Source organism: Candidatus Margulisiibacteriota bacterium, from assembly GCA_003242895.1.
Lineage (GTDB): Bacteria > Margulisbacteria > Riflemargulisbacteria > GWF2-39-127 > GWF2-39-127 > GWF2-39-127.
In genome coordinates this window covers 1-13,527 of sequence record QKMY01000060.1, presented here as the reverse complement: position 1 = coordinate 13,527, position 13,527 = coordinate 1, and the positions used below count along the sequence as shown (strand labels likewise).

Here is a 13,527-nt window from a genome sequence, read left to right as displayed (position 1 = left end):
ATTTATATAACCTCACCTGTCATAAACTCGATGCGCTATCTGAAACATACCTATACTCCCGGCTACAGCAGCATTTAATGACTCGCATTGCGGGTTCATTGGTATAAAAATACTTCGATTCGCAATTGATCTTAAACGCTGAGAAATACCGGAGGATTCATTCCCCACTGCTATTACTGTCTTCGGAGAATAGTCTGCAGCAAATATATTCTCTTTTCCGTCCATTGTGAAAATTATTATATCATATTTTCTTTCTTTAAGATCATTAAGAAAACCATCATCGATAATAAAAAACGTTGCATATGCAAAAGTGCCCATCGTTGCACGGATTGTTTTCGGATTGTATGGATCAACAGTAGCACCGTAGAATAATACCCCATCAAAACCAGCGCCTACTGCCGATCGAATAATAGTACCAAGATTCCCGGGATCGGTAATTGAATCGACTAAAACGTAGAGGCCACGATCTTCACTGATTAACGGGACTGTTGTTGTATAGCTGACAATAGCAAGAATACCCTGGCTCGTAACAACGTCCGATAGCTTTTCGAATACGTCATCAGGGACAGAATAGTAAGACATCGAAGGATAATGATCGGTAATAGATGTGCTCTTATCGTTTTTAAGGGCTGAATGTGAAAAAAATATCTCGGTTATTTTGTAACTGGTTATGTGCCCTTCCAAAAGGCTTTGAATGGATTTGTATCCCTCAACAACAAAAGAACCTGCTTGTTTTCTTTCTTTGCGAGATTCCAACAATTTTCTTATATGTTTGAGTTTGTTATTATGTATAGAATCTATATTTTTTATCATAGTACCGTACAAACAGCGACAGCTTTGATACCCTCTCCCCTGCCCTCGAACCCTAAATATTCAGTTGTAGTAGCCTTGATGTTAATAAGCTTGCGGTCTATTTTCAGCACATCTGCCAGATTGTCGGTCATGGCGTCAAAATATGGCAACAATTTGGGCTTCTGAGCTATTATGGTAGCATCGATATTATTAATCTCAAATCCTTTTTCTGCCAACAGCTCATTTGTTCTGCGAAGTAAAACCATACTATCGATATTCTTGTACTGGTTATCCGTATCCGGGAAATGCTGTCCGATGACACCTAGTCCTGCGCCGCCTAATAATGCGTCGATAATAGCATGAACCAGCACATCTGCATCGGAGTGCCCAAGCAATCCCTTTTCATAGGGGACATCCACGCCGCCTAATATTAATTTCCGGTTTTCCACCAGTTGATGTACATCGTACCCGATACCTACCCTCATGATAACTCCTTACGTTCTCTCGATTTCATTAACCTCTCGGCAATTAATACATCAGGAGGATAAGTAATTTTTATATTTTCAGGGCTACCATCAATCACTTTTACTGTTCCACCGACCTTTTCCACCATCGAAGAATCATCGGTAAAAAGATGCTTATCTTCCAATTCATATGCTTTTTTAAGTATATCAAAACGAAATCCCTGTGGGGTTTGTACCGATACCAGCTCACTACGGTTCAAAGTAGTTTCTACAATTCCATCGGTGGTAATTTTTTTGATAGTATCAGTCACAGGAACAGCGATAATTGCACCATCAAATATAGACAGGGCACCAATGATATCGGAAATATATTCTTCACGCATTAAAGGCCGGGCACCGTCATGGATAAAGACATATCTAGCGTCCATAAGCTGAGCGAGGCCGTTTGCGATTGATTGCTGTCTGGTTGCACCGGAAGGGGTAATACAACGTACTTTGGTGAATTCATATTCTAAAACAAGTTGCTCATATGCAGTAATTGAGTTCTTTTCAGTAACAATAATTATTTCATCAACAACATCACTATCCTGGAAATACTGGATCGAATGAGCAACAACCGGTCTTCCCATGAGCTTGAGTAATTGCTTGCCTCCTTCGATTTTCAGTCTGCTGCCACTACCTCCTGCGGCAATAATTGCATAGTTTTTCATTGCTTCAATACCGACAATAGCCGATTAATCTCTCTCACAAACGTCTCACGGCTAAAATTGGTTTTATCGATTACTTTGATAACTCTTTTATTCAGGAACTTCCGTTCTTCTTCATTGAGCTCTTTCATAGAAAATATCACAATATTGTCCATTTTCTTATAGAGCCTATCAACTTCTTTAAGCAGCTCAAACCCATTAAGGTCCGGCATAATGATATCAAGAAGCACGAGGTCTGGGGCATTAGCTAAATATCGAAGCCCTTGGCGGGAATCAGAAAAACCTTTGACAATTATATTATCATTTTCAAAGAAGCTATGAACCAGTTCTATTATGTTTATGTCATCATCGATGATAACAATTTCTTTCCTGGCTTCTTTATCGTTTTTCTTCTTTTCCATGCTCTTGATTTTATTCTTCATGCCTACTTTATCGATTGGAAGCAGTACAACATCTGAAATTCCATATTTATAACGTAACCTCTTATCATCGTTATCAGTCATAATAAGAAGTGGTATATCATAGAGCACCTGCTCATTTTTTAACAAGGAATATACTTCGTCAGGATCAGGCAGAACAGAAGAATTTACGAGGATCAGTAACGGTTCTTCTTTTTTCACAATATCAAGGATATTTTCGAAGTTATCAATGAAAATAATTCGATATCCATCTTCAGAAAGGATCATTGACAGTCGTTCTTTATTATCTTCATCAGGCTCATAAACGAGAACCGAGTCAAGAGAAAAAGATAGGTCTTGCGCATAATCGACTGCCGGAGCGAACTTGCTGAACTCTTCCCAGATATCTTCATTTTTTTTTTCGGTAATATTCTTCGGGATAATTATATAAAAGGACGTTCCTTTACCATACTCTGAAGTAAACCAGATATCTCCCTTATGCTTTTCAACTAGTTTTTTAGTCAGCGCTAAGCCTAAACCTGTTCCTGAGTTTTCGCGGGCATAAGAGCTGTCTATCTGCTCAAACTCAGAAAATATTTTCGAATAATCTTCTTTTTTTATTCCGATCCCTGTATCAGTTATTGTAAACTTAGTAAACCCGGCTCCTACTTCAGGCAAATAATTCTCTATAAAAATCTTAACACTGCCATGTTCAGGAGTAAATTTGATCGCATTCCCAACCACATTAAAAATAACTTGCCTAAGCTTAGTTTCATCAGCTTCTATCTTATTAACATTATCTTTATTGATAACCGAAAGTTCAATATTTTTCTTGAGGGCTAAAGGAGACAGTGTTTCTACAACATATTCCACCGTGTCTTCAATCAATACATCCTCAACGTTAATCTCGACCTTGCCGGATTCTATCTTAGAAAGGTCAAGCACGTCATTAATAAGTTCAAGCAAATGTTTTCCGCTATTTTGAATATTTATAACGAATCTGCGTTGTTTCTCTGTTAACGTGCCGAAATTATCGTCCACCAAAATATCAGAAAACCCTAAAATAGAATTAAGCGGCGTACGTAATTCATGGCTCATATTCGCAAGAAAGTCACTTTTCAATTGCGCTATCTGAAAAATTTCTTCGTTTAATAACTTTAATTTTTCTTCCTTGGCTTTAAGAATTTTATTAGCTACTATGAGTTCTTCTTCTTTCTCATAGAGACTAATAAACTGCTCATTGATAGTCTTATTCTTTAATATCAGCTCTTCATTTGTTTTTTGCAGCTCTTCATTTTTTGATTTATAAATACACTTAATTTCTTCGACGTAATAGCGAAGGATATCTAGCTTTGCCTTGTATTGTTCTATTTCTCTAAGAAGCTTAGACCTTCTATAAAATCTAATTCTATTACGTTTCATTCATTATACCTCTAATATTAATATTATCTATTTTAACATTAATTTCGATTAAAATTAAATCACTAGGAGAAAATCATTTTGGGAGACTTCGTAAGGACTTCATAACCCTTTTTACCGACGATAACCGTGTCTTCTATCCTGACACCTCCATAGCCCGGCAAATAGATCCCAGGCTCGATGGTTATAACCATATCTTTTTTGAGAACACCTTTGGCTCTTTGATTAATAAAAGGCTTTTCATGTATCTTTAGCCCTACGCCGTGCCCTAACCCATGGACAAAATAATCCTGAAAATTATAACTGCCGATATGTCCCCTCGCAATATCATCGAGAGACTTGATATCAACTCCGGAGATTACCTTAGCTAAAGCCAATTGCTGGGCTTCGAGAACTAATTTATAGAGAGAACGGGCTTTCTTGTCGTCAGGGTCCATTAGCAACGTCCTCGTCATATCAGAATGATAGCCATTATATACCACCCCGAAATCAATAACAACAATGTCATTGCGCTGAATAATGCGCCCGGAAGGAACTGCATGAGGAAATGCTCCGTTCGGTCCCGAAGCTACTATAGTATCAAAAGCTAATTTTTCAGCCTTTGATTCTTCTACATAGCTATCAAACAGCCTTTTGATCTGTAGTTCGCTGACGCCAGGCTTTATTTCTTTACTAACTTGAATGAAAATGGAATCAGCTATAGCTGCGGCTTCACGTAAATAATTCTTCTCTTCTTCAGTTTTCGTCTGGCAGATAAAATCGACAAAAATAGTTAGCTTTTCTACTGCATTAACCAGAAACTTTTTCATAATGCTTATCTTTCTTCACTCTCACCGCAAGAACCGTTATGTTTTCCGTTATTTACCCAATTTCTTGCAAAGCGCTTCTATCGCCAAGACATAGCTATAATAACCAAATCCGCTAATCTGTCCAATACATTTTGAGGCTGTTACAGACGTCTTTCGATAGTCTTCCCTGGCATGTATATTAGAGAGATGCACTTCGATGACCGGAATATCGACAGAAGCAATCGCATCTGATAAGGCAAGGCTATAATGGGTATAAGCACCGGGGTTAAGAATTATCGCATTATAGTTCCCCATCGCATTATGGATCGAATCAATCATTACTCCTTCAGAGTTCGACTGGACAAAACTAACCGTTATCCCTTTTTCTGTTGCAACCGCTTCAATTTTATTATTAACCTCAAGGAGTGAATCGCTCCCATAAATAGCAGGTTCTCGTTTGCCTAACATATTTAAATTCGGACCATTAATAATTAATAGGTTCATTTCGTTCCCTCTAATTCCTTTAATGCTTTCATTATCTCATTATTTGTAATATCAGCAAAATCTTCAACCAGCCCGATTCTCTTGGGCAGAATAAAATGCACCTTGCCTTCTTTAACTTTTTTATCTAATTTCAATATATTTATTATCTCACTAGCATCATATCCTTTGACTTCAACAGGCAATCCCAGATATTTGGCAAGATTACTAATTCTCATAACAACATCAGGATCAACAAGTCCCCTGTTTTTGGCAATTATCGCAGCTCCGACCATGCCAATCGCAACTGCCTCACCGTGATTATACTTCTTGTAATCAGTTATTGTCTCAATAGCATGCCCAATCGTGTGCCCATAATTCAAAATTGCTCTAAGCCCTTGTTCCCGTTCATCAATTGTGACAATTTTAGCTTTTGCCTTACAAGATGTCAGAATTATCTTGATCCAGATAGTTTTATTCTCCGGCTGATATACTCCGAGCTTATCCTTATTTCTCGACAGATAGTCAAAAAAGCTCTGATCTTCAATGACGCCGTATTTAATTACTTCGGCAAGTCCGGTCCTCAGCTCTCTCTCCGGCAATGTAGCTAAAACATCAACGTCGATTATAACCGCCTTAGGTTGATAAAACGATCCAATCAGATTTTTCCCGTATTTATGATTAATAGCAGTTTTACCACCGATACTGCTGTCAACCTGGGCAAGAAGCGTTGTTGGAATCTGTATCAGGTTAACGCCTCGCATATAGGTAGCTGCAGCAAAACCGGTAAGGTCACCGATGACACCTCCGCCAAAAGCAACAATAACGCAATCTCTGCTATATTTATTTGCTACAAGTATATCGTATATTTTAAAAATCTCATCCGGGTTCTTGGAAGCTTCACCCTGCGCAACACAATGAACAAACGGTTCAATCCCAAGAAAACTGAAATTATCTATCAATTTCTTTCCATATAGTTCAAAAACCACCGGGTCAGACACTATAAGAACCTGAGAAGATAACTTTAACTTTTTCCATAAATAATTAGTTTTTGAAAGCATTCCGCCGCCGACATAAATATCGTAAGGTGCATTCTTTACGTTGACATGGATTGTCTCAATACCTGTAAGTTCTTCTCCTGTATTGAACAAAGGCAAAGTACCCAGATTACCCACAAGCTACTCCTTTATGCTGATGTATATGATTCACAATTATTTCTGCGATAATTTCCAATTTTAGGTCATCGGTCGCGACAGTAAAATGCGCAGCACCGAGGTATTTTTCTTTACGGGCATCAAGAATAGACATAATTTTTTGAAATTTGTCATCCCCTTGGAGAAGAGGTCTTGTCGTGTCATGACTTAGCCGCTGAACAATTGTTTCCGGTGTCGCCGTTAACAAAACAACGATGCCTGTTTCTCTCATAACCGTAACATTCTTTTCACTAAGGATTATTCCGCCTCCGGTACTGACAATCAGTCCCTGTTTTCCGGAAAGTTCCTTGAGCTGAGCTGATTCCAACTGACGAAAATGAGGTTCCCCAAACTGCGAAAAAATAGTGGACACTTCACACTGATGCGCTTCTTCTATTAGCTTATCAGTATCAACTAATTGGCACTCCATCCGTCCTGCCAATAATGTACCGACCGATGTTTTGCCTACCCCCATAAACCCAATAAGGTAAATATTATTCATGCAGATTCCTCTACAACCCGAGAACTTGCTTCTGGATACTGATAATCTCATCGATACCTTTTTTAGCAAGAGCAACAAGCCCTGTCATTTGGTCATAAGAAAAAGGATCGCCCTCTGCAGTGCCCTGTATCTCGATAAACTTCCCGGACTCTGTCATAACGACATTCATATCAACTTCAGCCTTGCTATCTTCTTCATAAATGAGATCAAGTAAATTCTCTCCTTTAACAATACCAACACTTATAGCTGCGCAGAATTCTTTAAGAGGACTGACGGTTAATTTTTTACGCTCAAGCAGCCAGGATATTGCATCATGGAGAGCAACAAAAGAACCGGAAATAGCATTCGTTCTTGTTCCTCCATCAGCTTGAATTACATCACAATCAATTTTAATCGTTCGTTCTCCCAATTTTTCCAAATCGATAATAGAACGAAGGCTTCTCCCAATAAGTCTCTGAATCTCTACAGTACGCCCACCCTGCTTACCACTGCTAGCTTCGCGCTTCATTCTATCTACAGTTGATCGCGGTAACATGCCATACTCTGCAGTAATCCAACCTTTTCCCGAATTCTTCAGAAAAAAAGGAACGCTTTCCTCAATTGTAGCAGTACAGATAATTTTGGTTTCACCGGATTCCACGTATACGGACCCTTCCGCATATTTATTATACTTTCTCACAAACTTTATTTGCCTTAAATGATCTGCGCTTCTGCCATCAAGTCTCATACAATCTCCTTATATTTTGTATTCTATTTTCTTATCATTATTATATTTTTTCTAAATTATTTTTTATATAATCATTCTTATAATCATTTTTAAGATTAACCTTGCTATCCTCAATAGTTTTCTCAACCCGGGCTACATTCCGCTGAACTTTCATAACCGTCAAATGAAGCTTTTCTAATACATCAATTGCATAATTATCAGCATTTTCGATAATTTCCTGAGCCTCTTTCTTTGCTCTTTCAATAATCTCATCCACTTCATCCAATTTTTTATTTTTAAAATTATTGTTACTGACAACTTCATGACTGGACAGAACCTGTTTCTTTTCAAAAATAGGCTCAACCCGAATATCGTCTTTTGATAATTTTGTAACATTATCGTGAATGATATGCCCACCATTCTTGATGACGAGCCTAACTTTATCGATGATCCCGATAACCTTAGGTTCATCAATAATTGTTTTATTAGTAAGCAGCAATTTAGGAGATGAAAGAATTGTTGCCTCTAAGGCATCAATTAATCCCAATAATTCCATATCTAGTCCACCCTCTATCTATTAAATTTTTCTTTAAGTCTCATTTCAACAATATCAGGAACAAACTGAGAAACATCTGCCCCAAACATTACGAGCTGTTTAATCAGTCCGGAATTCAAATACGAATATTTTTCACTGGTCATAAAAAAAACCGTATCTATACTATCGTTTAACTTCCGGTTTGTTAACGCCATTTGAAATTCATAATCAAAATCCGATACCGCCCTTAGACCACGGATAATTGCTTGAGCTTCAACCTTAACAGCATAATTTGTAAGCAATCCGTCAAAAGTAGTGACAATGATCTTGTTTTCAGGCTCGATACTCTTTTCAATCAGTTCCTGCCTCTCAGCATCGCTGAAAAGACATTTCTTTTGAGGGTTCACCAGTATTGTAACATAGATCTTGTCAAAGACTTTTGTTGCTCTTTCCAGGATATCCAGATGCCCGTTAGTAATCGGATCAAAACTCCCAGGATATATTGCGGTTCTCATACGTTACTTTCAAATAGTTCTAGAATTGTCTGTCCATAAGTATAGGTTTTCACATGAAACAAGGATTTAAAAGTATAATGCAGATCAAGCCCTTTTACATGTTCTAAAATCATCAATCCTTTATGGTTTAATATACCAAAATCATCTACATTTTTCAATATTTCCGGAATTTTTTCGAAAGTATACGGGGCACCAATAAAAATAAAATCATAGCGCTTACTTTTCTTCTTTATTATCTGCAAAGCGCTGAAAACATCTTTCCTATATATACTCACGGATTCGCCAATTCCCAGGTTCTCGACATTCTCAATGACAATTCGCGTGTCCATGTCAATAAAATCGACGTGGGCAGCACTTCTGCTTATTGCCTCGATCCCGACAGAGCCACTGCCGCAAAACAGATCGAGCATTTTTTTATCAACGATCCAGTCTTGAAGAATATCGTAAATGGCAGACCTTACCTTCTCAGTCATAGGTCTTACTTCTTTGGTCTTTTTAAAAAACAGGGTCCTGCCCTTATATTTACCGGCAACTATTTTCATTTCGCTCAACTTTACAATTAGGACTATTCATTTCCAGTATTATATCATCAATAACGGCCTATGTGACCAAATGATTTGTTAGCTTCATAAGATATTATTTTTTATTATAATTATTTCAGGCCTATTATAACGTATCAACAACCCCAAATTTCCGCCTGAAATCGTCATAGCTGTTGACCCAATCAAATTGAGCCTCTTTTGTTACTGCTTCAAAGTGTCTTTTCCCACACTTAATTTTCAATTTTTCAACTGAGGTCAGGTTTTCTATCTGTTTTGCAAATTTTGTTTCAACTATGAGATAGAGTTTAATATTGCCATTATCTTTTTTATAAACAATTGCCCAGTCTGGGGAGTAATTGCCATAAGGAGTATCTATTACAAAACCGCCCTTTTTAAGTTTGGTAAATAATAGGACATTTTTGTTCTGTTCCAGCTTTTCAGCAAAGGAGTATTCACCTTCACTATCCATACGGTAATATTTATTAATAGCTCTGCGATTAGCAGCATTTGTTATGTATACTGCCTTTTCGCGGTTAAATAGTTCTTCATCAATCGTATCTGCTTCAAATATTTTCCCGGTTTCAAGTTCATACCCTTCAATTACTTCATAGGCATAAAGGTTTTGGGCTTTCGCGTTGTTTAGTTTATTTAATATTTCCCCTGTAATAGCATCTAGTATATCCTGATTATTTAGCAGCTCTCTTTTTTCAAGCCTCCATATAATTTTAAGGATAGCAAAACGTGGCAGCATAGTATGATGCATTATATAGTTAACAATTTCCAAATCACTTTTCTGTTCAATAAAATCCTCTGAAATATTGTCAATGACTTTAATAGCAGCATCTGCCATTTTAAATTTTTGGGTTTCATCAAAACCAGCTTTTCCTGATTCAATTTCATATTCATTTTTTACACGCATAAATTTTAAATATTCATTTAGCTCATTACTGCATTCTTCAATAAACTTATCTTTGTTTAAATCAAATTTATAGATAGACCGTTTGCAAAGTTTTTCAGACAAACTTTTAAAGAGTTTAACAAAATCTTCCTCTGCAACGTAATTATGTACGGAATTAGTAATTGGGTCATTATCACCATTTTTTATAGTGATTTTGTGAGTCCCTTTTTGAACCATATATTTAATGAAATTTTCTTTTATCATTTCACTGTGTTCTTGCAGTGTCTCGTCTTTAAAATTCAAATATTTTATACTTTCAGCGGCATTGGTTAGGGTATTGCTTGTAGAAACAACACCTCCATAAAACAGTTCATTTTTGAATGCATCAACCAATGCCGGAGTAATTTTAATCTTTGGTATACCAGCACTTTTTAAAGTTGAAATAATTATATCTGCGGTAACTTCATCCTTATTAAAATTCATACTGTCATTAAAATCCCTTTGTAGATTGTCCGCAAATTGCTCATAGTAATCGTTAGCAATAACAGTAAGCTCATTAACTTCGCTATCAGTACAGCGGTTCCCTGTAACATCAACAGGCAATCTTAACCCTCTGCCAATTTCCTGTTTTTTAGCAATTTCAGACCCGCCGCTTTTTAAAGTACATAGTGTAAAAACATTAGGATTATCCCAGCCTTCACGTAATGCAGAGTGTGAAAAAATAAAAGCAAGAGGTTCATCAAAAGAGATTAATTCATCTTTCTTTTTCAATATCAGGTCTATCCCCCTGTCTATATCTTCTTGCGATTTGGCTTTTACTTTGTTGTCATCAATTGAACTGTCCCAGCCCTCTATATCTACCGCAGTCTTGTTTTTATCTATGGCAAAATAGCCTTCTCTTACATTTTGGATGTCGGTATAGCTTTTAAACAAATCAGAATACTTTTCAAATTCTTTTTTATACTTGGGGTCAGAAATAAACTTTTTATATTCTTCATCAAATATTCTAAAATATTCTCCTCGTCCATCTGGTTGTGTGTTATCTCTTACTTTAGCAACTTCATCAATAAAGAATAGAGACAATACCTTTATTCTTTCCCCTTTTGCCAATATTTTGAATTGTTTGTCTAAGTGATTAATAATAGCCAGTTGTATTTGAATTTTGACAGCTTCATTATGTGTGAATTCATTAGTGCTTTGACCCAGAGCAATTTCTTTTATGTCATCCTTGTAAGCAATTTTTAAAGGTTTAAGTTTGTGCGGGTCTTCCTGTATTCTTATATCCCTGTATTGAACAAGTTTACCAGACAATTCAAATAGCGGTGTACCACCACGAACGTCAAATGTTTTAAATTTGATGCTACTACCTTGCTCCTGACAAAATATTTCAATGCGGGCTTTTAGTTCCTTTGTGAAACTTACATACCTGATATAAGGACTATCTTTAGGAATGATTCCATGTACGGTTTTTACTTCTATTTTTTTAACTAAGTCCATTTGAAATGCATCAAAAGAATCCAGCTTGTATACTTGATTAAATAGCTGTTTATGAGTAGCGGAATAACGCAGAGTAAATAATGGGTTAATTACTTCAATTGCCTGCAAGGAAGCGGACTTTTTCTTGGCGGTGCCTTCTATTTTTTGAGGTTCATCTATGATTATTATAGGGCGGACATATTTGATGTCTTCCCACAAAACCTGACCATATTCATCCTCTTGTCTGATTTTGTTGGTATCTTTATTAAACGCATGGATATTCATTACGCAAATACTAAGTTCTTTGGTTTCTACAAAACCGGTGCTTACTTTTTGAGGGTTATTGCTATCATAAACAAAACTGTGTTTTTTAAGGTCAATATCATATAGAGCTTTAAAGTGTTCCTTTAACATATCAATTGTTTTTTCAACACCCATACGGATTGGGATAGAAGGGACTACTATGATGAATTTATTAAAGCCATATTCACGATTTAGCTCAAGTATTGTTCGCAGGTAAACATAAGTTTTTCCTGTTCCAGTTTCCATTTCAATGGTGAAATTATTGTTTTGTATTTCACTATCTGCAAATAGATTATTTGTTAGCTGTACTGACCGCAAGTTTTCCAGTAGTTTACTGCCTTCTGTTATATCCAGGTTGCGAACAGGGTCACCAGCAGTCCATTTGTATTTTTTACGAATATTCTTATATATGCTTGTAGTTGGTATTTTAGGCAATCCGCGAAAAAGCTCGACAATAGAATTAACAGCTTTTAGCTGGTAATCTAATTTGTCATCAAATTGAAATAATATACGGTTTGTCATCTTTTATTCTTCATTTCTAAACCACTCGAATTCGTGGGGTTTAATCTTTCCCTAAATAAACTCTACAGTATAAGTTTTTTTGCTTTCACCTGTATTTCTTGATATTAAAGCCTGTAACCGTCTGAAAGTTTCATCTTTAAGGGATATGTCATCTTCAAAAGCACTGTCCCTGAAAACGTACTTGATTGGCAGCGGTTCAATGGCTGCTAACGCTTCTATTAGTTCTTTAGTAATTTGTTCTTCAAGGCAGACAACGTAACTGTCCGCAAACATGTAAGTGCGATTCCCTATTTTTGATATTTGTTCTACTTTACTTGAAAGCGGTATGTCTCTCTGACGCAAAAGTATTTCATATACCACATCAATATCTGTAAAATGTATCATGAAATCAAGCAGGTCTTTTTGGGAAAATTGGATTTCTTCAATGGGCGTAAGTCCAGTATTGTTGATTGCGTCATGTGTCCAGCGGATATTGGAATACGCAACACGAAATACTTTAAAGCCAATATCAAGAGTGTCAGGATTGACTATAGCACCTTCGGATTCAAGTAATTGTTGTTGCCCATTTTGTTTTTCTTTAAGCTGTGCAACTATTTTTTCCCCTGCACGACGGATACGCTCTTTACCTATTTCACAAATATTTTTATAACCTGCTTTGTAGGCTTCGCTATTTTCATCACAAGGTTCAGGGAGTTGAACACAAATATATTTACGATTACCTCCATCTTCTGCATTAAGTTGCATAACAGCGTGAGCAGTGGTAGCAGAGCCAGAGAAGAAGTCTAGCAGGATGTCACTTGAATTAAAATCAATGATTCTTGCTAAATAACCTATTAATGTGCTCGGTTTAGGAAAATCAAAATCTACACCTAATTCTTTTAATTCTTTAGACCCAATAGAGTTTGTATTTTCATCAATAAGATTTGAAGGTACGTATCCTTTTTCTTGTATTTCATGCAAATACTGTTTTGTGTAAACATTCCAATTAGAAGAGTTTCCATTTTCATCTAACAATGGAGAGTTTTTTGATTTATTAAAGGACAATCTGTGTTTTTGAGATAAGTATGATTCCTGAGACCATCTCCACACTTTGTCATTTCTACTTTTTGGATTAATTTTTGCTCCATCTGAGATAATTTCAGGAAACGAATTTCCAGGTGGAATAGCAAAGCTGCCGTCTGGGCATTTGTAATATCCTAAAATAAAGCAACTAAAACGTCCTGCATTTTCTCAAGATAACCCAACCTGAAAAGATACTTTCCATAATTAAAACAACCTAATGGATAA

At 36.5% G+C, this 13,527-nt stretch carries 14 protein-coding genes; all 14 read right to left on the bottom strand.

The genetic code is table 11. The features are described from left to right. Positions 1 to 12 precede the first annotated feature (12 nt). The 14 genes from DKM50_11130 to DKM50_11065 all read right to left on the bottom strand — a co-directional run bounded on the left by DKM50_11130 (position 13) and on the right by DKM50_11065 (position 13,443). Complete coding sequence (locus DKM50_11130; protein PZM78509.1) at positions 13 to 813, bottom strand: hypothetical protein; 801 nt, start codon at positions 811 to 813, stop codon at positions 13 to 15. Beyond that, positions 810 to 1,277, bottom strand: coding sequence for a 2-C-methyl-D-erythritol 2,4-cyclodiphosphate synthase (locus DKM50_11125; GenBank protein PZM78508.1), 468 nt, complete (start codon positions 1,275 to 1,277; stop codon positions 810 to 812). Before DKM50_11125 ends, DKM50_11130 begins: the two co-directional genes overlap by 4 nt. After that, positions 1,274 to 1,966: a 2-C-methyl-D-erythritol 4-phosphate cytidylyltransferase gene (ispD, locus tag DKM50_11120; GenBank protein ID PZM78507.1), complete on the bottom strand. Its 693-nt coding sequence runs from the start codon at positions 1,964 to 1,966 to the stop codon at positions 1,274 to 1,276. The genes DKM50_11125 and ispD overlap by 4 nt, the downstream gene beginning before the upstream one ends. Next, positions 1,963 to 3,783, bottom strand: coding sequence for a hypothetical protein (locus DKM50_11115; GenBank protein PZM78506.1), 1,821 nt, complete (start codon positions 3,781 to 3,783; stop codon positions 1,963 to 1,965). The genes ispD and DKM50_11115 overlap by 4 nt, the downstream gene beginning before the upstream one ends. 62 nt (positions 3,784 to 3,845) lie before the next feature. Continuing rightward, a complete protein-coding gene (locus DKM50_11110) occupies positions 3,846 to 4,589 on the bottom strand; it encodes a hypothetical protein (protein PZM78505.1) in 744 nt (247 codons plus the stop codon). Positions 4,590 to 4,637: 48 nt separating this feature from the next. Further along, positions 4,638 to 5,072, bottom strand: a complete 435-nt coding sequence (gene aroQ / locus DKM50_11105) for a type II 3-dehydroquinate dehydratase (protein PZM78504.1) — start codon at positions 5,070 to 5,072, stop codon at positions 4,638 to 4,640. Then, positions 5,069 to 6,169 (bottom strand): 3-dehydroquinate synthase, encoded by a 1,101-nt coding sequence (locus tag DKM50_11100; protein PZM78575.1) that lies wholly within the window; start codon positions 6,167 to 6,169, stop codon positions 5,069 to 5,071. The genes aroQ and DKM50_11100 overlap by 4 nt, the downstream gene beginning before the upstream one ends. Before the next feature lie 46 nt (positions 6,170 to 6,215). Continuing rightward, entirely contained in the window at positions 6,216 to 6,794 is a 579-nt protein-coding gene (locus DKM50_11095; GenBank protein ID PZM78503.1) for a shikimate kinase, read from the bottom strand. Beyond that, positions 6,754 to 7,470, bottom strand: coding sequence for a ribonuclease PH (locus DKM50_11090; GenBank protein ID PZM78502.1), 717 nt, complete (start codon positions 7,468 to 7,470; stop codon positions 6,754 to 6,756). Before DKM50_11090 ends, DKM50_11095 begins: the two co-directional genes overlap by 41 nt. A 40-nt stretch (positions 7,471 to 7,510) precedes the next feature. Further along, positions 7,511 to 8,005 (bottom strand): hypothetical protein, encoded by a 495-nt coding sequence (locus tag DKM50_11085; protein PZM78501.1) that lies wholly within the window; start codon positions 8,003 to 8,005, stop codon positions 7,511 to 7,513. A gap of 14 nt (positions 8,006 to 8,019) precedes the next feature. Beyond that, positions 8,020 to 8,499, bottom strand: coding sequence for a pantetheine-phosphate adenylyltransferase (locus DKM50_11080; GenBank protein ID PZM78500.1), 480 nt, complete (start codon positions 8,497 to 8,499; stop codon positions 8,020 to 8,022). Next, positions 8,496 to 9,041, bottom strand: coding sequence for a 16S rRNA (guanine(966)-N(2))-methyltransferase RsmD (gene rsmD, locus DKM50_11075; protein ID PZM78499.1), 546 nt, complete (start codon positions 9,039 to 9,041; stop codon positions 8,496 to 8,498). Before rsmD ends, DKM50_11080 begins: the two co-directional genes overlap by 4 nt. A gap of 124 nt (positions 9,042 to 9,165) precedes the next feature. Further along, positions 9,166 to 12,240, bottom strand: coding sequence for a restriction endonuclease subunit R (locus tag DKM50_11070; protein ID PZM78498.1), 3,075 nt, complete (start codon positions 12,238 to 12,240; stop codon positions 9,166 to 9,168). A 51-nt stretch (positions 12,241 to 12,291) separates the two neighbouring features. After that, a complete protein-coding gene (locus DKM50_11065; GenBank protein PZM78497.1) occupies positions 12,292 to 13,443 on the bottom strand; it encodes a hypothetical protein in 1,152 nt (383 codons plus the stop codon). Positions 13,444 to 13,527: the final 84 nt, after the last annotated feature.

What these genes read in the sequence shown, in the direction of transcription:
- DKM50_11070 (PZM78498.1), bottom strand. Translation starts at nt 12,240, where the DNA reads ATGACAAACCGTATATTATTTCAATTTGATGACAAATTAGATTACCAG.
- DKM50_11080 (PZM78500.1), bottom strand. Translation starts at nt 8,499, where the DNA reads ATGAGAACCGCAATATATCCTGGGAGTTTTGATCCGATTACTAACGGG.
- DKM50_11115 (PZM78506.1), bottom strand. Translation starts at nt 3,783, where the DNA reads ATGAAACGTAATAGAATTAGATTTTATAGAAGGTCTAAGCTTCTTAGA.
- DKM50_11090 (PZM78502.1), bottom strand. Translation starts at nt 7,470, where the DNA reads ATGAGACTTGATGGCAGAAGCGCAGATCATTTAAGGCAAATAAAGTTT.
- DKM50_11085 (PZM78501.1), bottom strand. Translation starts at nt 8,005, where the DNA reads ATGGAATTATTGGGATTAATTGATGCCTTAGAGGCAACAATTCTTTCA.
- ispD (PZM78507.1), bottom strand. Translation starts at nt 1,966, where the DNA reads ATGAAAAACTATGCAATTATTGCCGCAGGAGGTAGTGGCAGCAGACTG.
- rsmD (PZM78499.1), bottom strand. Translation starts at nt 9,041, where the DNA reads ATGAAAATAGTTGCCGGTAAATATAAGGGCAGGACCCTGTTTTTTAAA.
- DKM50_11125 (PZM78508.1), bottom strand. Translation starts at nt 1,277, where the DNA reads ATGAGGGTAGGTATCGGGTACGATGTACATCAACTGGTGGAAAACCGG.
- DKM50_11110 (PZM78505.1), bottom strand. Translation starts at nt 4,589, where the DNA reads ATGAAAAAGTTTCTGGTTAATGCAGTAGAAAAGCTAACTATTTTTGTC.
- DKM50_11095 (PZM78503.1), bottom strand. Translation starts at nt 6,794, where the DNA reads ATGAGATTATCAGTATCCAGAAGCAAGTTCTCGGGTTGTAGAGGAATC.
- aroQ (PZM78504.1), bottom strand. Translation starts at nt 5,072, where the DNA reads ATGAACCTATTAATTATTAATGGTCCGAATTTAAATATGTTAGGCAAA.
- DKM50_11130 (PZM78509.1), bottom strand. Translation starts at nt 813, where the DNA reads ATGATAAAAAATATAGATTCTATACATAATAACAAACTCAAACATATA.